General features: G+C 73.2%; 15 protein-coding genes and 1 pseudogene. 5 read left to right on the top strand and 11 right to left on the bottom strand.

Annotation, left to right across the window (positions count from 1 at the left end):
• Positions 1–30 precede the first annotated feature (30 nt).
• Complete coding sequence (locus ACIBA9_RS08160) at positions 31–825, top strand: NUDIX hydrolase (RefSeq protein ID WP_399360778.1); 795 nt, start codon at positions 31–33, stop codon at positions 823–825.
• A 171-nt stretch (positions 826–996) separates the two neighbouring features.
• Here ACIBA9_RS08160 and ACIBA9_RS08155 read toward each other — a convergent pair whose 3' ends face one another.
• The 3 genes from ACIBA9_RS08155 to ACIBA9_RS08145 all read right to left on the bottom strand — a co-directional run bounded on the left by ACIBA9_RS08155 (position 997) and on the right by ACIBA9_RS08145 (position 3,150).
• A complete protein-coding gene (locus ACIBA9_RS08155) occupies positions 997–1,908 on the bottom strand; it encodes a phosphotriesterase (RefSeq protein ID WP_399360776.1) in 912 nt (303 codons plus the stop codon).
• On the bottom strand, positions 1,905–2,483 hold the full coding sequence (locus ACIBA9_RS08150) for a DUF4865 family protein (RefSeq protein WP_399360774.1): 579 nt from the start codon (positions 2,481–2,483) through the stop codon (positions 1,905–1,907). The genes ACIBA9_RS08155 and ACIBA9_RS08150 overlap by 4 nt, the downstream gene beginning before the upstream one ends.
• Before the next feature lie 79 nt (positions 2,484–2,562).
• Positions 2,563–3,150 carry a TetR/AcrR family transcriptional regulator gene (locus ACIBA9_RS08145; RefSeq protein ID WP_399360772.1) on the bottom strand — a complete coding sequence of 196 codons (588 nt, stop codon included), beginning with the start codon at positions 3,148–3,150 and terminating at the stop codon, positions 2,563–2,565.
• Between the two features lie 165 nt (positions 3,151–3,315).
• Between ACIBA9_RS08145 and ACIBA9_RS08140 the strand changes: the two genes are divergently transcribed.
• Positions 3,316–3,621, top strand: coding sequence for an SHOCT domain-containing protein (locus ACIBA9_RS08140; protein ID WP_399360770.1), 306 nt, complete (start codon positions 3,316–3,318; stop codon positions 3,619–3,621).
• A gap of 702 nt (positions 3,622–4,323) precedes the next feature.
• On the opposite strand, the pseudogene ACIBA9_RS08135 reads toward ACIBA9_RS08140, so the two are convergent.
• Positions 4,324–4,848: pseudogene (locus ACIBA9_RS08135) on the bottom strand (ATP-binding protein); the annotation flags it as partial.
• Between the two features lie 251 nt (positions 4,849–5,099).
• Entirely contained in the window at positions 5,100–5,423 is a 324-nt protein-coding gene (locus tag ACIBA9_RS08130) for a hypothetical protein (protein WP_362159412.1), read from the bottom strand.
• A gap of 415 nt (positions 5,424–5,838) precedes the next feature.
• Here ACIBA9_RS08130 and ACIBA9_RS08125 point away from each other — a divergent pair, with 415 nt between their 5' ends.
• On the top strand, positions 5,839–6,963 hold the full coding sequence (locus ACIBA9_RS08125) for a PLP-dependent cysteine synthase family protein (protein ID WP_399360768.1): 1,125 nt from the start codon (positions 5,839–5,841) through the stop codon (positions 6,961–6,963).
• Positions 6,964–6,986: 23 nt separating this feature from the next.
• On the opposite strand, the gene ACIBA9_RS08120 is transcribed toward ACIBA9_RS08125, so the two are convergent.
• Complete coding sequence (locus ACIBA9_RS08120; RefSeq protein ID WP_399360766.1) at positions 6,987–7,454, bottom strand: SRPBCC family protein; 468 nt, start codon at positions 7,452–7,454, stop codon at positions 6,987–6,989.
• Between the two features lie 184 nt (positions 7,455–7,638).
• On the bottom strand, positions 7,639–8,529 hold the full coding sequence (locus ACIBA9_RS08115; protein WP_399360764.1) for a DeoR/GlpR family DNA-binding transcription regulator: 891 nt from the start codon (positions 8,527–8,529) through the stop codon (positions 7,639–7,641).
• 396 nt (positions 8,530–8,925) lie between these two features.
• Here ACIBA9_RS08115 and ACIBA9_RS08110 point away from each other — a divergent pair, with 396 nt between their 5' ends.
• On the top strand, positions 8,926–11,241 hold the full coding sequence (locus tag ACIBA9_RS08110; protein ID WP_399360762.1) for a hypothetical protein: 2,316 nt from the start codon (positions 8,926–8,928) through the stop codon (positions 11,239–11,241).
• A 31-nt stretch (positions 11,242–11,272) separates the two neighbouring features.
• Here the strand turns inward: ACIBA9_RS08110 and ACIBA9_RS08105 are convergent, their stop codons facing one another.
• From ACIBA9_RS08105 to ACIBA9_RS08095, 3 genes are all read right to left on the bottom strand, one after another.
• A complete protein-coding gene (locus ACIBA9_RS08105) occupies positions 11,273–13,711 on the bottom strand; it encodes a right-handed parallel beta-helix repeat-containing protein (RefSeq protein ID WP_399360760.1) in 2,439 nt (812 codons plus the stop codon).
• 227 nt (positions 13,712–13,938) lie between these two features.
• Positions 13,939–14,544, bottom strand: coding sequence for a hypothetical protein (locus ACIBA9_RS08100; protein ID WP_399361267.1), 606 nt, complete (start codon positions 14,542–14,544; stop codon positions 13,939–13,941).
• A gap of 501 nt (positions 14,545–15,045) precedes the next feature.
• Complete coding sequence (locus ACIBA9_RS08095) at positions 15,046–15,483, bottom strand: DUF6643 family protein (protein WP_399360758.1); 438 nt, start codon at positions 15,481–15,483, stop codon at positions 15,046–15,048.
• Positions 15,484–15,780: 297 nt separating this feature from the next.
• On the opposite strand from ACIBA9_RS08095, the gene ACIBA9_RS08090 reads away from it, so the two are divergent.
• A complete protein-coding gene (locus ACIBA9_RS08090; protein ID WP_399361264.1) occupies positions 15,781–17,103 on the top strand; it encodes a TerD family protein in 1,323 nt (440 codons plus the stop codon).
• Positions 17,104–17,109: 6 nt separating this feature from the next.
• On the opposite strand, the gene ACIBA9_RS08085 is transcribed toward ACIBA9_RS08090, so the two are convergent.
• On the bottom strand, positions 17,110–18,303 hold the full coding sequence (locus ACIBA9_RS08085) for a glycosyltransferase (RefSeq protein ID WP_399360756.1): 1,194 nt from the start codon (positions 18,301–18,303) through the stop codon (positions 17,110–17,112).
• Between the last annotated feature and the right edge of the window lie 13 nt (positions 18,304–18,316).

Raw genomic sequence — 18,316 nt, 5'->3', positions numbered from 1 at the left:
GGGCAGGATGACGGGAGTGCCGCGGCCGCGGTGAGTGGGAAGGGCACGACGGGTGCCGTCGGCTCCCCCGCGCCTCCTGCCGGCCCGGGGCCCGAGCCCGGCCCGCCTGCCGAGGTCGAACTGCTGCACGTCACCCGCGTCCGGCTCGTGGAGACGGCCGGGTTCGAGTTGTCCCCGCGGCAGCGTGCGGAGATGGACCGCGTCTGGGACCGGGCGGTACGCGCCAACCCGGCGCTGTTCGACGGCCCGGCGGTGGCGCTGACCGGACTGGAGCGGGCGGGACACGACGAGCTGGTTCTGTCGTGGGCACGGGCCACCTACCGTCACCGGGCGCTGCGCCAGGTGCCCGGCGCTCCCGCGTGCGCGTCCCTGTTCGTCTCCGTGCTCCAGCCGGCCGACGACGGGAGTGTGCTGGTCGGCCGGATGTCACCCACGACCGCGGCCCCCGGACGCTGGCAGCTTCCCGGCGGAACCATCGAACCGCCTTGTGCGGAAGGGGCGTTGGGGCTGGCCGACCTACGTGAACACGCCGCCCGCGAACTGGCCGAGGAGACCGGCTCCGGCATCCAGGCCGCCGATCTCGCCCACTGGCTGATCACCCGGGGCACGCAAGGAAACGTCGGCGTCTTCTTCCTCGCGCCACCGCGCCCCGCCAGGGAACTGCGGGCCCGGTACGCCACGCTGGCGGAGGCGGAGACCGCACGCGGCGTCGACCCCGAATTCGACCGGATCGCCCTGATCGGCTCGCCCGCCGATCTGATGGACCTCGAAGGACCGCACGTCGATTTCCTGCGTCCGGTCGTGCACCGCTACATCGCCGGCTGAGACACCGAATACCCTGGCGCCGCCACGAGTTCCGGGCTCGCCCGCCGGTCGGGCACCGTGCCCCCGCCCCACCGCCGGTGAGACGGCGTGCCCGCTTCACTGGCGGTGCCTGCGCCCCATCGCCGGTTGGACGCCGTGCCCCCCCGCTCCACCGCCGACATGGCGGACCGCTCACTTCCAGTCGACTGCGAACGCCCGTCCGGGGTGCTCCCCGAGGATGCGGTCCACCAGTTCCGCCCCCACCGCTCGCGCCAGCCGCGGCCGCACCCGGCGCAGCAGGTAGGGCATCCCGGGGCCGCCGTCGACGGACCGCGCCCCGGCGGCCACCGTGTCCCCGCCGAGCAGCAGCCGCTCCCCGAATCCGGCCTCCACCAGCGCCCGTAGCGCATCCGGCATGTGCCAGTCGGTGGCGTGATGGGCGCGGGACGGCCCGTCGAACGCCAGCCAGCAGCCCGACTCGGCGGCCTGGCGCTGCACCACCGGGTCGGGGAAGCGGTTCAGATGCCCCAGGACCACCCGCTCACCGGGCACTCCCAACTCGCCGCACAGCAGGTCGAGTACGTCGAGCGCGCCGGTGCCCAGTTCCAGGTGGACGGCGATGACGGCACCGGTGGCGTGATGGGCCTCGGCCGCCGCCGTCATGGTCCGGCGGGCGTGGGCGTCCAGCCCGTGGAAACCACCGGCCACCTTGATCAGTCCGGCCCGCACACCGGTCGTGCCGATGCCCTCGGTGAGTTCGGTGACGAACAGGTCGGCGAGCCCGGCGCCGCGCAGTCGGGCGGGCAACTCCTCACCGTAGTGCGCCGCTTGGTGCAGCCCGGTCGCGCAGACGAGCCGGACCCCCGTGGAGCGCGCCAGCCCCGGCAGCTCGGCGGCCCGCCGCCCCATGCCGTACGGCGTCCACTGCACCACCGCCGCTCCGCCCGCCGCGCGGAACGCGGCCAGTTCGGCTCGGGCCGCGTCGACGTCGTCGAGCTCCCGACCGGGCAACTGGGCGCTGCGCAGGAAGAGATGATCGTGCGCGTCGCACACGCCCAGCTCCTCGGGCTCGATGTCACCGAGGACCGTACGCACGCGGCTCACCACTGCCGGCCCCGGGCGATCCGGGCGCGGCCGGGAGCGGACAGGTGCAGCACCTGGAAGACGTCCCCGTCGGTCTTGGGACGGTCGTGCTCCCAGAGGGAGAACCGGACCAGTTCCCAGCGGTGGGGGTCCACGGCCGCGGCCACGAGCACGGCACCGTCCTCACCGGCCAGCCGCTCCGTCTCCTCGACCGTCTCCGCCATCAGCGCGGACAACTCGGTGCCCGCCGGGACGGGCATCCGCCGCCGCACGGCGAACGCGGCCCGCGCGCCCGCGCCCTCGGCGTAGGCCACCCCGGTCCACTGCCGGACCGCCGGCCTGCCGAAGTCGTCCACCAGCCCCTGGAAGGCGCCGCCCCACAGGAAGCGGTTCATACCCTCCACGGTGTTCCACAGGTAGAACGGCGCGTACTGGTTGACCGGCGAGCCGTACCGGCCCCGTTCGCGCGACAGATAGGCCTTGACGCCGAGGCCGTCCCAGTCGTCCAACAGGTGCCCGACACGGTCCACCCGCGCACGGACGACGCCCATGTCGTAGTCGGCGGGGAGGGTCAACTCGTACTGCATGGCGTGCATATGGCGGTCCTTCCACAGTGACCGACGGGATCGGGCGGGGTGGGTCCGGGAGCCGGGGAAGCCGGGCGACGTGCGGAGTTCACCGGGGTCGGGTGGTTCGCGGCGCCAGCAGGGCCAGCAGACCACGGACACCGGCGTCGAAGGCGGCGGGGGAGCCGGACGCCCGGGCGAGGACATAGCCGCCCTGCACCGTGGCGAGGACGGCGGAGCCGATCTCCTGCCCGTCCAGTTGCGGCGCGAACTGCCCCTGTTCCTTCCCCTCTTCGACGATCCCGGCGATCATTTCCCGGATCCGTGCGATCGTCTCGTCCACCGGCGCCCGCAACTCGTCGCTCGCGACGACGTCCGGGTCCATGGTCAGCCGGCCTACCGGGCAGCCACGCAGCACATCGCGTTCGCGCAGCAGATACGCCTCGATCCGCTCGTACGGGGTGCCCGGGCCACCCAGCACGTGTTCGGCGGTGGCCCGCAGCTCCTCGGCGGTCCGCCGGATCGCCGCCAGGGCGAGGTCCGGCTTGCCCTTGAAGTGGTGGTACATGCTGCCCTGTCCGGCGCCCGCGCGCTCCAGGATCGCCTTGGGGCTCGTCCCCACGTACCCGCGCTCCCACAGCAGCTCGCGAGTGGACTCGATCAGTCGCTCCGAAGTGCTCATGAACCCACTGTACATACCGGTAGTTACAATCGACCAGTCGGCCCGGGGACGACCCGGGCTTTCGTGTACTCCGGTGGAGGTACGCGCACTGCCGCCGACCGCACGACGACCCGGAGCCCCGCCGGGAGGAGTCTCGGATCAGTACCCGAAGACCGGAACCGACGACGGAGATGATCCGAGATGCAGACCTTGGCGAACTGGGACGGCGGCGGCCCCGGCCCCTGGATCCTGTTCTTCCCGCCGATCTGGGCGGCCGTCGTGATCGGCGTCGTCACCTTCCTGCGCCGCACCGGCCGACGCGACCGGGGCGGCCCCAGGCGCACGATCGACGGTGTCCGCCCGGCGGGCGACTCCCCGCTCGCGGTGCTCGGCCGCCGCTTCGCCTCCGGTGAGATCGACGAGGACGAGTACTGGCGTCGACTGTCCGTCCTGGAGGAGCACTTCGGCCGCCTCGGCAAGGACGACCCGTCCATCGGGCTCGGGTGACGAACACGGCGTGGAGGTGCGGCGGGGGAGCGAAGGCCCCCCGGACTCCGGTGGGCGCTCACGACAACGCCGTGCGCACGCCGTGAGCACGACCGGGTCACCGTCCGCCAGGCACTCGGCCTGGAACCGACGGCGACCGCCATGACGGAGGCCACCCTTCGGGAGCTTTCCCGCGCCGCGGTCCGTCGTAAGTCGCCCCCCGCCGCGGCTCCTCGGGAGCCACCGCGCGCCGCGGCCCGTCGGCGGGGCGAGTGGCCGCCGACGCCTCGGAACGGGCCGAATTCAGTGAACGACCGGCCGGGGGCGGGTCGACGCCCGTGCCGCTGCCGAAGCGGCCGTCACCGCCGGTGCGCCGGCCCCGGCGACGGACTGGGGTACGGGGGGCGCGGCCGGCGCCACGGCAGGCACCGGGCCGCCCTTGGCCGAGGCGCCGGCCGTGGCGGACGCCGAAGTCTCTCCCGAAGCGGAGGCCGCAATGCCGACCGGAGCGGCTGCCAGGCCGACCGGAGTGGCTGGTACCGGGGCGGGGGTGGTGGCGGTACCGACGGGGGTGCCGGTGCCGATCGCGGATCCCGCACCGCTCGCGGCCGCCGCGCCGACCGGGGTCCTGCCGCCGACCGCGGCCCCGGCGCCGATCGGAGTCCTGGAACCCAGTGGAGCCACGGCACCGACCCGCGAGGGCGTGCCCGCGTGTGCGGGCGTGGGCGCCGGTGCCGGTCGTGCCGCCGTAGCCGACGAACGGGCCGTCGCGGGCTGACGTTCCGCCGTGTGGTGCGGCGCGCGGGCCGCGTGCGCCCGGACCGCCGCGGGGGCGGGCAGCGTGAACCACACGACCTTGCCGTTCTCGCCGTCCGGCCGCGCACCCCAGCTCTCGCTCACCGCCGCCACCATGGCCAGCCCACGCCCGCAGGTGGCCAGTGGCCCGGCGGCCAGGGCGTCCAGGGCCTCTGCGGCATCGGCCGGCACCGGAAGGCGCGGATCATGATCGTGTACCGACACCGTGAGTCGGTCCGGCAGCAACTCCAGTTCCACGGTGCATGACTTGTCGGGCCTGGCGTGCCGGTGGACGTTGCTCAGCAGCTCCGTCACACCGAGGGCGGCCCGGTCGATCAATGGGTCCATATGCCAGTAGCGCAACTGCGCAGATACGATTCTGCGGACCTGGCCGATCCGCGACGGCAGGGCTTGGAGCTCCACCGTGCAGTGCCTGCTTGGGTGACTGATCACGGCTGCGACTCCCCGATGTGAGGTCCGGAGGAACCGGAAGAACACGGAGAACAACGGATCCAGCAGGTGCTCGCGTCCAAGCGGCCGCCTGCTGTCGTGGCCGGCGGGCTGGTTCGCAGCGTTATCGCCGGTAAACCCAGAGTGACGTGGTACCAGCGTGACCCGGTGACCGCTCTCCCGCAACTCGCCGCGACCGGACGCTACCCGCAGTGGCCGGCATGACGCTACCCGCGGGGGCCGGCTCGGTCGGATCAGCCGCCACGCCCGGCCGCTCGGCGCACCGCCTCGATGAAGCGCCGCGCCGCGGGCGGCCCCGGCTCACCGGGCGCCGGGTCCTGCTCGCCCAGGGTGAGGAGGTACCGCTGGCCGTTGAGGTCGGCCAGGGCCCGGTCGTCGGGGGCGAACCACGGCTTGGACGCCCGTACCGCCTGCACCGGCGCGCTGTCGATCTCGCTGCCGTAGCTGGTGAGCAACTCCAGCCTGCCGCCGCTTATCCGGACCTGCCCGGCGCGGGTCAGCGACCGCAGCCGCCTGCCGATCCGCACGCCTGTCGCCGTGAATTCCGGCTCCGCCATCCTCGCCGCCCCCTTGCGGGTGTTCCCGTGGGCCCCTGTGCCATCGGTCCCGTGGTCCAGTGTGCCAACGGTCCCGTGTTCCGTCGTCCCCGGCCCTGAAAGCTCCCGGGTTCCGGGTTCCGGGTTCCGTGTTCATGCCCGTGTTCCGTGTGTGCCCCCGTCCGGGACGATCGCCCCGACGCGTGCAGTCTGCCCCGATGTGCCGTGGAGCACCAGTACGCGAGGGGCGCGTGCGACGGACGCCCGGAGCACTCCCGCCAATGCGCCCCCCGACTGCCTCTACGCCCTTTCCCCAGGGTGGCTTTGGGTGGCTCAAAGATGCGTTTATGCAGGTGGGAAGTGGTGCCAAAGGTGCCTATGCTCGAAGTGTCGGCCGCGCGCAGCGCCGTCGGCGCCCAGCGTTAGGAGCACCGCCGTGAGCACCATCCCCCAGGCCCGGACCGGCGCCACCCTCGATGTCGACCGCAGTGACGCCCGATACCGCGGCTGGCTGAAAGAGGCCGTCCGCAAGGTGCAGGCCGACGCCAACCGCTCGGCGGACACGCATCTGCTGCGCTTTCCGCTGCCCGAGCGGTGGGGCATCGACCTCTACCTGAAGGACGAGTCGACGCACCCCACGGGCAGCCTCAAGCACCGGCTCGCCCGTTCCCTGTTCCTCTACGGCCTCTGCAATGGCTGGATCCGCCCGGATCGCCCGGTGATCGAGGCGTCCAGCGGCTCGACCGCCGTCTCCGAGGCCTACTTCGCGAAGCTGATCGGCGTGCCCTTCATCGCGGTGATGCCGCGCACGACGAGTGCCGAGAAGTGCCGTCTGATCGAGTTCCACGGCGGCCGGTGTCACTTCGTGGACGACTCCCGCAAGATGTACGAGGAGTCCGCCCGCCTCGCGGTGGAGACCGGCGGCCACTACATGGACCAGTTCACCTACGCCGAGCGGGCGACCGACTGGCGCGGCAACAACAACATCGCCGAATCGATCTTCCGCCAGCTGGAGTTGGAACGGTTCCCTGAGCCGACCTGGATCGTCGCCACGGCCGGCACCGGCGGCACCTCGGCGACGCTCGCGCGCTACGTCCACTACATGCAGTACGACACCCGGATCTGTGTGGCCGACCCGGAGAACTCCTGCTTCTACGAGGGCTGGACCACCGGTGACCCGGACGTCACCTGCGACTGCGGCTCCAGGATCGAGGGCATCGGCCGACCGCGCATGGAGCCGAGCTTCGTCCCCGGCGCTGTCGACCGGATGATGAAGGTCCCCGACGCGGCGAGCGTGGCCGCCGTGCGCGCCCTGGAGCGGTCCATCGGCCGCAAGGCCGGCGGCTCGACGGGGACCGGACTGTGGAGCGCGCTGAAGATCGTCTCCGAGATGGTGGCCGAGGGCCGTCAGGGCAGCCTGGTCACCCTGCTGTGCGATCCCGGTGACCGGTACCTCGACAAGTACTACTCGGACGCGTGGCTCACGGAGCAGGGCCTGGACATCACGCCGTACACGGTGGCGATCGAGACACTGCTGGCGACGGGCGTCTGGCCCGACTGACGGGCACCGCGGCGGCCGTCCCGTTACGGCTGCCCCAGTCGCCGGTCCAGTGCCGCGACGGCGTTCCGGAAGGCGTGGCCGACACCGGGCCCGATGAGCCGGCACACCAGACGGAACGCGGCCGTGCCGTCGAGTGCGAAGGTCATCCGCACCCGGGTCCCGGCGCCGGTCGGAACCAGCCGCCACTCCTCGACCCAGGCGCGAGCGCCGGGCGTGTTGGTCACGTCGACCCGGTAGGCGTACACCTCCGGCGCCCGGGCCGACAGCACCGTCTCCTCGAACCGGGTGCCACCGCGCAGCCGTACCGCACGGCCGGCCTCGGTCGGCCGGACCGACGACACGGCCGGGAACCACTCGGGCCAACTTGCCACGTCCTCGGCGAGGGCCCGGAAGACCGCGTCCGGCGCGGCGGTCATGTCCCGGGTGAACACCAGTCGTACGGGCGCGGTTCCGGCGAACTCCGGGCCGACCGGGCGCAGACGCTGAGCCATGACGACGAACCCCTCGTTGAAGTCCCCCTGTGGGAAGTTCCGCGTGCAGTCCGGGGGTTGATCGTCAGATTAGTTGACGAGCCGTCAATTGTCCGCGCATGGAGGCGATCCGGATTCAGTCCCGTCCGGGCCCGGCCTCGGCCTCGGCCTCGGTCCCGGACACGGCCTCCGCCTCGGACCCGGCCTACGACTCCTGTTCCGATTCCGATTCCGACTCCGACTCCGGCTCCGACTCGGGCTGTGACTCCGGTTCCGGCACAGCCTCCGGTTCGCCCGCCACGATCAGTCGCGCCAGATGCTCCGAGATCTCCGAGCGGGCGTCGGCGGCCAGGCCCGCGTCGGTGACGAGCGTGTCCACCTGGCCCAGCGTGGCGAAGGAACTCAAGCCCACCGTGCCCCACTTGGTGTGGTCGGCGACCACCACGACCTGACGTGCGGACTGCACCAGCCGCCGGTTCGTCTCGGCCTCCGCGAGATTCGGTGTGGACAGTCCCGCCTCCACCGATATCCCGTGCACTCCGAGGAAGAGCAGGTCGAAGTGGAGCGCGGCGATCGCCTGGTCGGCGACCGGACCCACCAGCGAGTCGGACGGGGTGCGCACCCCTCCGGTCAGGACGACCGTGGCCGCCCCTTGCCGCTGCCCCGAGGAGCGCTGCGCCGCGTGGAAGACGTCCGCGACCCGCACCGAGTTCGTCACCACGGTCAGGTCGGGCACCTCCAGCAGCTGCTGCGCGAGCGCATACGTCGTCGTACCGCCGGACAGCGCGATCGCCGTACCCGGGGTGACCAGCCGGGCGGCCGCCCGCGCGATGTCCTCCTTGGCCGTCAGCTCCAGCCCCGACTTCGCCTCGAACCCCGGCTCGTGGGTGCTGGGCTCGACCACCGGCACCGCGCCGCCGTGTACCTTCTCCAGCACCCCCTGGCGGGCGAGCGCGTCGAGATCGCGGCGCACGGTCATGTCGGAGACACCGAGCTTGCGGGTCAGTTCGTTGACCCGCACACCGCCCCGGCGCCGGACCTCGTCCAGGATCAGGGCGCGGCGCTGCTCCGCGAGGAGGTTCTGATTCTCGCTCACGTACGCTCCGGTCCTTTCGCCGCCAGCCGTCCTGCCCGCCCGCCACACCAGCTCCGACCAGGATGTTCCTGTTGTCGGGGATGCGCGGGCGTCCCATCTTTTCACGCCTCGGTACCGGTCGCGCCACCACCTGACACGACGCCCGCACGCCACGTCCGTCGGGCTCGGGGCCGCCCGTGTCACACGGAACGGGGAGTTTCCCGCGTGACGGCTGCACATCGCCGCGGAAGCCGGGATCCTGGAGCGCGCACCGGCACCACGTGCCGCTACACCTCAGGGGGCGCGCCGGGAAACGACACGGGACGCGCCGAGAGAAGGACACGGGGCGTGTGAGAACGACAGGGCCAGGCGGAAACGGCAGGGCCATGCGGAAACGACAGGGGAGGTGCGAGGACCGTGGAGCGCGCGCGGGAACGCCCCGCCGGGCCGGAACCGGCCGGGCCGCGGCACGAGCCGGAGACCGACCTGGAACTCCTCGTGCACGGCGTCGGCGGCACCACGCCCGCGAAGATGCTCGGTGATCCGCGCACGGTCCGGATCACCGGCGACGACACCGCCGCCGTGTTCCGGCGGACCGAGGACGCCGAGCCGGAGAGCCGCCCAGGGCCCGGACTCGTCCGGGAGGCGTACGTCTGGTGCAACCTGACCTCCGGCGACGGCAGCCGCGCCCTGTGGCTGTTGCTGCTGCCTTTCATGGTGGTCAACCTCGCCCACTGGATGCGCCCCGCCGCACCGGGCCGACGGCGCACCGTCCGGCTCTACGGCCTCCTCGTGCGCCTGGCCGCCCTCACCCTGACCGTGCTGCTGACGGCAGCCGCCTGCGAGGTGACGCTGGACCTGGTCGCCTGGCAGTGCGCCGGTGTCCATTCCTGCGCCCGCCGCCACTCCTGGCTGGGCTTCGTCGCGCCGGCCCAGGGCGCCGGCGGCTGGTGGAGCGCCCCCGGCCGCCGGCTCGCCCTCGCCGCCCTGGCCCCGGCCGCGCTCGTCGCCCTGCTCTGGTACCTCTCCCACCGCACTTGGAGCCTGTACGAGTCCCACCGACCGGTGTCCCCCGACCCCGAACCAACCCACGACTCCGGCGCCCTGGCCCGGCCCGGCTTCTGGTACGGGCGCCGACTGGTGGCCCGGCTGCGCGCCGCGCACACGGCGGCGGCCCTGCTGACCGTGGCCGCCACCGTCGCCACCCCCGCCGTCCGCTTCGACCACCGCCCCGGCGGGCCCGCCGCCCCACTCGCCCTGGGCGAGCTGCTCATCGCGGCCCTGCTGGCCTGGGCGGGCGCGACGGTGGGCGCCGTCTGCCGCCGGGGCCGCAGCGAGAGCCGCCTCGACCAACGGCTCGACCGGCACCTCGTACGGCGGCTGCCGCTCGGTGCGCTCGCCCTGCTGCTCCTCACCCTCCTCTACGCCGGCTGGGCCCGGCCCGGCTGGCGTTCCACCGGCCGACTCGCCGGTGACCAGGCCTTCGGCGCCCTGATGCTGGCCCAGGGGCTGCTCGTGATCGCCCTCGCCGCCGTGGCCGGCGACCTGTACCGCCGCCGGCCCGACCCGCGCGCCGGGATGCGCGGCCTCGGCGGCCCCGCCGTCGCACTGCTCGCCTGCGCCCTGGGCGGGGTGATCTCCGGCGGGGTCGCACAGCGCGTCGCCGACTGGCTGGACGGCACCCGTGCCCTGCTGCCCGGACCGCCCGTTCTGCTCACCTGGCAGGCGTCCGCGATCCCTCCCCTCCTCGCGGTCCTGCTGCTCCTCGCCGCCCGGCTCGCCGTCGGCACGGCCCGGCTCGCCCGCGCCGAACGCGAACGCGTCCGCCGGGAGCACCCGGGCGAGCCCGAGGACCCCGCCCGCACCCGCGCCATCGCCCACGCCCGGGCCATGGCCGCCCTGACCGACCGGGCCCCGCTCGTCCTCGCCGTGCTCACCGCCACCACGCTGCTGCTGGGCGCCGCGGCCCTCGCCGGTGCCCTGTGCACCGGGAAGACACCCGACGGCGCGGCCCGCCACACCGACGACGCCGTGCGTGCCGTGACCGAGACCTCGCAGGCGGTGGGTTCCTGGCTGACAGGTCTCGGCTTCCTGCTGTTCGTCACCTGGGGCAGGCGCGCCTACAAGGACGCCTCGGCCCGCCGGACCATCGGCATCCTCTGGGACGTCGGCACCTTCTGGCCGCGCGCCGCCCATCCCTTCGCCCCACCCTGCTACGCCGAACGCGCGGTGCCGGACCTGACCTGGCGGATGACGGCCTGGACCCGGCGCACCGGCGGCCGGCTGGTCCTCTCCGGGCACTCCCAGGGCAGCGTCCTCGCCGCCGCCGCGGCCTGGCAGCTCACCCCGCGGGTGCGCGGACGGGTCGCCCTGCTGACCTACGGCTCCCCGCTGGAGCGCCTGTACGGCCGCTGGTTCCCGGCTCACTTCGGGCCGCCCGCACTGGCCGCCCTGCACCGCGACGTGGCCTGCTGGCGCAATCTCCACCGGCTGACCGACCCCATCGGAGGGCCCGTCCGCGTCCCGGGCGACGGCACCCCGGACGTGGACGGCGAGCCGTTGGCGGACCCGCTCTTCTACGGCCGCACCGTCGACCACCCGCTGCCCGCGCCGATCCTCGGCCACTCCGACTACCAGGCGGATCCGGCCTTCGTCCAGGAGAGATCCCGACTGCTGGCCCGGCTGCACCCCGAGGTGCCCGGACAGCGCCCGGACCCCGGAAGCCGCGCGTGAACTCAGGGCCTCAGCCCGGTCGGGCCGCCTCTCAGGGCAGCTCCGGCAGGTCCTCGGCGTACAGCAGGGTCAGATCGTCGGTGGTGGGGTCGGCGAACTGGGCCACGCGGCTCGCGTGCCGCTCCACCATGGCCTCGAACGTCTGCCGCGCGGTACGGCCGTTGCCGAACGCCGGCCCCTTCGGGATCCGCGTGAAGTACTTCAACAGCGCCTCCAGGGCGCCGGGCGTCAGCCGGTACTCGTGCTCCTCGGCCTGCTGCTCCACGATCCGCAGCAGCTCCTCGGGACCGTAGTCGCCGAAGGTGATCGTGCGGGAGAAGCGGGAGGCGACACCGGGGTTGACGGAGAGAAAGCGTTCCATCTCCGCGGTGTAGCCGGCGACGATCACGACCACCGCGTCCCGGTGGTCCTCCATCAGCTTCACCAGCGTGTCGATGGCCTCCTTGCCGAAGTCGCGCCCGGCGTCCTCCGGGGAGAGCGCGTACGCCTCGTCGATGAACAGCACACCACCACGGGCCCGTTCGAAGGCCTCCTGGGTGCGGATCGCCGTGGAACCGATGTGCTCACCGACCAGGTCGACCCGGGAGACCTCCACCAGGTGGCCCTTCTCCAGCACATCGAGCGAGGCGAGGATCTCGCCGTAGAGCCGGGCGACCGTCGTCTTGCCGGTGCCGGGGGAGCCGGTGAAGACCAGATGCCGCTTGACGGACGCCGCCTTCAGACCGGCCAGCCGGCGCCGGCGTCCCACCTCGATCATGTCGGTCAGCGCCCGCACCTCGCGCTTGACGCTCTCCAGCCCGACCAGCGCGTCGAGTTCCCCGAGCACGTCCGTCGACGTCCGTACCGGGTTGGCCGGCTCCGCGGTGACGGTGGACGGTTCCTGCTCGGCGGTGCGCTGCCCGGGAATGGAGCCGAGCAGACCGGCGGAGTGCGTCGCCGTCTGCACGGCCGCCGCGGGCACCACCGGCGGTCGTGGGGCGCCGCTCTCTTCACTGGTGCAGTCCTCGACGACCGGGCCCGTCCCGGCCCCGGCGTCCGGGCCCGGGTCGGCGAACTCGTAACCGCCGCGCGCGCACCGCTCCGTACGGCACTTGCGCAGCGTCGTACGACAGCCGTCGATCACATGGAAGCCGTAGCCGCCGCTCCCGGTGACCCGGCAGTTCAGGAAGCTGCCGCGGCCGCCCGCGGAGACGTAGAAGCCGGCCTCGGCGGGCGAGTCGACCGTGCAGCGCTCGATGGCCGGATCGGCGCCCTTGGTGACGATCACCCCGGTCTGTGTGCCGTCCAGCGTGCAGTTGTTGAGCGTGCCGCCGCTGCCGTGGTCGCGGAACCACGCACCGGTCGCCGCCTCCCTGATCCGGCAGTCGTCCAGCTGGGCGGTCGCCCCGTCGCTCACCGACACGGCCGTGTTGCGCACCTGCGACAGATCGCTGTCCACGACGTCCGCGCGCGAACCCCGGTCGAGCACGAACAGCGCGTCCGGCACGTCATGTACCCGGCAGGCGTCGAGGACCGCGGTGGCGCCGTCGCTCACCCACACCGCCGGGTAGTCGCCGGTGCTGTCGAAGATCTCGCACTGGTTGGCGTCCACCCGGGTGCCCGGGTCCCACACCGACAGGCCGTTGCGGCCGAACTGCCGGACCGTCGTCCGGGTCAGCGTGAGCACGGAACGGGAGCGCAGGTCGACCGCGTTCTCCGGGATGTCGTGGATGCGGCAGTCGGCGAGGGTGAGCACCGCGTCCGTGTCCAGGGTGACACCGTCGGCGGTGGTGCGGTGCACATCGCAGTCGGTCAGATGCGCGGTGGCCCGCTGGGTGACCTGCACCCCGGAACCGCGCACCTCGTAGATCTCGCAGCCGACGGCCTCCAACGCGGAGTTCTCACCGGTCACGGTCAGCCCGGTGCCGGAGGCGTGGTGCACACGGCACCGCTCCAGACGCGGGTGGGCGCCGCCCCGCACCGCCACGCCCGCCTGCCCGGCGGCGACGATCTCGCACTCCTCGAACACCCCGCCCGCGCCGTCCAGTACGGCGATGCCGATGCCGGCCGGGTTGTCCACGGTGCACCGGCGCACGGTCGGACGGGCGCCGCCGCGCACCTCGATGCCGGCGGCGGACCGCGTGACGATCCGTACGTCGATCAGCTCGGGCGTGCCCTCCTCCACCAGCACCGCCGCGGCCGCCGCGTCCTGGCCCTCCACGTGCAGGTCCTGCACCACGGCCGAGGCCCGCACGGTCAGCGGCACCCCGTCCACGGGAGCGATCCGCACCGAGCCGGGGGATCCCTCGGGCCCGCGCAGTGTCACCGCCCGCTGGACGACGAGGTTCTCCCGGTAGGTGCCGGGGGCGATGGTGAGGACGTCGCCGTCCGCGGCGGCCTCCAGGGCGGCGGCGAGCGATGCGTACTCACCCGTGCGGCGCCGCCACCGCGAGGTACCGGTGTGCGTCACCTGGACCGTGCCCTGTGCCATGGCGTTGCCGTGCCCCCACCTTTGTCGTACTGATGGCTCGCTCCCGTCGGGGCGTGGCCGCCGCTGCCGGGACCGCGAGCGTGCCCGGCCCGGCCGGACGCGTGCGCACTCTCGACACGTCACACGTCCTTGAAGTGCGCTTGCCCGCGGGTCGTCGCCGAAAGCCCTTCGGCCGGTCCACCGTAGCGTGTACCCACGCGGCTGGTTGACCAGAGCCGAAAGCTCCCTCAGCTGCCGGTGCCCGCCTTGCCCCAGTCCGGTCCCGCCCGGTCCCAGGCCTGGTCCCAACGCGCGTACCGGCGGCGGACCATGTGCCAGACGGCCAGGCGCCGGGCACTTTCGACCACGGCCGCGGTCAGCAGCGCCGCGCCGACTCCGGCGAGCACCGCGTGGGTCGTCGCCGTGGGGGAGTCCAGCGGGCGGGTGGTTATTCGGCCGTGCGGGTCGGTCCAGAGCCGGAAGTGGTCCCCGGGCCGCGGGGACTTGAGGTCGGCGAGGGCCGCCCCGCGCCGCCGTATGCCGTCCGGCCCCGTCCAGTCCGCGACCACGCGGCTGCGGACCTCGCGGGCGGTGGTGGTGTCGGGGTCGGCCTCCAGCGGCGCCCGGCCCCGGTCACGGACCACGGTGGCCACAACCAGGTGGTGGGAGTGCCGCTGCTGCCGCACGGACCGCTGCAGCGCGTCCTGGGCGGCGGTGCCGACCAGGCAACCGGTCACGGGCGCGGCCACGGCGATCAGTATCAGAGCCACGAGTGCCACCCAGGCCTCGGCGAGGTCGGTCGCACGGCGCAGTGGGTTGTGCCGCCAGCGCCACAGCCCTTTCACCACCAGCATCCCCACCCCCTCGCCCCGCACCGTCACGGACCTCACCGCCACGGACTCCGTTGCCACGGGCCCTACCGCTGCGGACCTCACCGCCCCCGCCACCGCCACGGACCCCACCGTCACGGGCACCGGCTTCGCACCGCCCGCGTCGGCGGCCTCGAGGGCCGGCGCGGGCGATCAGCGGTGTCTCACGACATTCTCATGCCTTCCCAACGACCGGGCCCCGGACGGGGTTCCCGAACCCTTTCGGGACGAACGTCGAGGCCGAGGGGACGTGCGGGACGGTGTTCCATGGGCCTGGTAGTCCCGGCCGTTCAGGGAGCGCACGGGAGCGGACCGGGCGCGGACAGACGAGTGCCGCCGCCGGCCAGAGGCGCGGCGGCGGCCCGTGCGAAGCGCGGTCACTCTCGCTGTGTGACGACCTTTCCCCCGTCGTCGGTCAGCGGCCGGCGCCGGTCGTCGGCCAGGTCCGAGGGCTCCTGGCGGGACGGACGGCGCCGGATGGGCCGGTCAGTAACCCCGGTACTGCTGGTTGTTGTACGGGTCCTGGTAGGAACCCTGCGGGGGCCGCGGCGCGGCCGGGCGCATGGCGTCGTAACCGGTGCCGGCCGCCATCGGACGCTGCTGCTGCGGCGCCTGCTGACCGGGGTAGCCGCGCGGGGCGCTGGCCTGTTGCGGGATGTACGCCGTGGGCGCCTGCTGCAGCGGTGCGGGCTGCTGAGCCTGCGGGTAGCCGTAGGAATGATTGTACGAGGACGGGGCAGCCGGGAGGGCGGGGAGTGCCGACGGCAGTGCGGGCAGGTTGCTGCCCATGTCGTAGGCAGCGGGGACCCGGATCGGGGCGATCTGCGGGGTGCCCCGCTCGGCCACGAGCGAGTCGTAGATCGGGGTGTCCGGGAAGGAGGCGGAGTAGTAGCCGCCGCCATAAGTGGAGCGGGGGGAGGTCATGGCACATAAGTTAAGCCCACGATGTGCTGGTTGGGGAGACCGATAAGAGGGTTGTTTTCCGTGTCGGCAGTGACCCGGTGTCCTTAATACGAGCGAACTCGGCAAAAAAGGGCGCCGATCGACGTTTGGATCCTGTAAAGGCCTTGCGCCTGGCGGGTTACCGGCGGTTGACCGGCGGTCTCCTCGCTTCGTCCGAGGAGGGGGGCATCGGGGTGCCCGGGAATAGGGTGAGCGGGTAGGGATGAACCGCACGGCCGGGGACGCCGGAACCGATACCCGAGGGGGGCAGGCATGTCCATGTCAAAAGGATCGAACGCGCCGGTGCCGACGACGGCCCTGCGCGTGGCATTGGGCTGGCGTTCCGGACACGGCATACCCGACGCCGACGCCTCGGCGCTGCTCCTCGCCGCCGGCAAGGTCCGTTCCGACGGCGACTTCGTCTTCTACAACCAGCCCGCCCACCCCTCCGGCGCGGTCCGCCACGAGGGCAAGCGGACGGCGGACGGACGGGTCACCGACACCCTCTTCGTCGACCTCGCGCGCGTGGAGGGCTCGATCGAGCGGATCGTGCTCGCCGCCTCCGCGGACGGCGGTACCTTCGGACAGGTTCCCGGCCTCTGTATCGAGGTGACCGATCCGGCGACCGGCCAGGTGGTCGTTCGCTTCGACGACCCCGGCGCGACCGTGGAGACGGCCTTCGTGCTCGGCGAGTTCTACCGCCGTCAGGGCGGCTGGAAGTTCCGAGCCGTCGGGCAGGGCTACAGCAGCGGACTGGAAGGCCTCGCAACGGACTTCGGCATCACCGTGAACGAACCGCAGCACTCCACGCCGCCCGCCCCGGTGCGGACGTCCGCGCCCCCGTCCGTGGCTCCCGCGTTCCCTCCCGCGCCGACCCTGGCGCCACCCACTGTCCCGGTGCCGCCGCCCGTGACGGTGCCGCCCCCCGTCGCCGCGCCCCCCGCCGCCCCTCCGGCGCCCGCGGCCCAGCCCGTCCGCCTCTCCAAGATCACCCTCACCAAGGCCGCCCCCTCCGTCTCGCTGGCCAAGCAGGGCGGTACCTCCGGCACCATGCGCGTGAACCTCAACTGGCAGACACGTGAACAGGTTTCGGGCCACCGCGGCCGATGGGGCGGCCGGCAGAGCGACCTCGACCTCGACCTGTGCGCCCTGTACGAACTCGCCGACGGCCGCAAAGGGGTCGTACAGGCCCTCGGCAACGCCTTCGGGTCACTCAGCCGGCCGCCGTACATCCTCCTCGACGGAGACGACCGCACCGGCGCCGTGGCCAGTGGCGAGAACCTCGGCATCAACCTCGACCACACGCGGGACTTCCGGCGCATCCTCGTCTTCGTCACCATCTACGAAGGCGCCAGCTCCTTCGCCGACCTGCACGCCACCGTCACCCTCCGGCCACAGCACGGCGCCCCCATCGACTTCTCGCTCGACGAGTGCACCGTGCCCTCCACGGTGTGTGCGCTCGCCCTGATCACCAACACCGGCGGTGATCTGGTCGTCCAGCGCGAGGCGCGGTATCTGGTGGCGGAGCGCGGAGTGAGCCCGCAGCGGACCATAGACCGCGCCTACGGCTGGGGCATGAACTGGACCCCCGGCCGCAAGTGACCGCGTTCAGCCCTCCTCGGGCACGGCGCCGGGACGTGCGTAGGTGCGGCCCTTCCAGGCCGCCCCGCGCCCCCGGTAGTGCTGCACCGCCGAGTCGACCGTCATCAGCAGATACAGCGCGGCGGTGAACGGCAACAGCGCGGCGAGCCAGGGCGGCTGGCGGTAGTACCGCAGCATCGGCAGATACGTGCCCGCCATCACCGCCCACGCCAGCCCACCGAGGACGGCCGTCGTCGCCCCTCCGCCGGCCGCGCCCACGACCAGCGCGGCCGGCGGCACCAGGTACACGAGGACGAGCCCGGCGACCGTGCCGAGCAGCAGCGTCGGGTTGTGCCGCAGCTGGGCGTAGGCGCTGCGCGAGACCATGCGCCACAGGTCGTGCAGCCCCGGGTAGGGCCGCACGCTGTCCACCCCGTCGGCCAGCCCCAGCCACACACGGCCGCCGGTGCCCTTCACCGCGCGCGCGAGCGCCACGTCGTCGATGACGGCGTGCCGGATGGAATCGGGGACGCGGGCCCGCTCCGCCGCGTCGGCGCGCAGCAGCACACAACCCCCCGCCGCGGCCGCCGTACGCGAACCCGGCCGGCCGATCCGGCGGAAGGGATACAACTGCGCGAAGAAGTACACGAACGCCGGGACCACCAGCCGCTCCCACCGGCTGTGCACCCGCAGCCGCGCCATCTGCGACACCAGGTCGAACCCCCCGGTCCGGGCCGCGGCCACCAGCTCGCGCAGACTGTCCGGCGCGTGCGCGATGTCCGCGTCCGTCAGCAGCAGGTACTCCGGGGCACGCGCGCGTGCCAGGCCGATGCCGTGACGCACGGCCCACAGCTTGCCCGTCCAGCCCGCCGGCGGTTCGCCGGGCGAGCCCACCGTGAGCGGCAGGCCGCCGTGCCGCCGGGACAGCTCGCGGGCCAGGTCCCCGGTGCCGTCCGTACTGCCGTCGTCCACGAGGAAGACCTCCGCCCGCCCCGGATAGTCCTGCGCCAGCAGCGAGGGCAGGCTGTCCGGCAGTACGGCTGCCTCGTCGCGGGCCGGCACGACCACACAGACCGACGGCCACGCGTCCGGTTCCCGTCGCGGTGGCAGCCGGACGTCCGTGCGCCAGAAGAAGCCCTGGCACAACAGCAGCCAGCACCAGGCGGCGAAGGACACGGCGGTGATCCACGGGAGGGCGCTCACGGCCGCAGTCTGCCCCACGAGGGCGGCGCGC

This window comes from Streptomyces sp. NPDC051452, from assembly GCF_044454765.1.
GTDB lineage: Bacteria > Actinomycetota > Actinomycetes > Streptomycetales > Streptomycetaceae > Streptomyces.
Note: the sequence above shows the minus strand (reverse complement) of the source record. Positions and strands in the feature narration are given on the sequence as shown.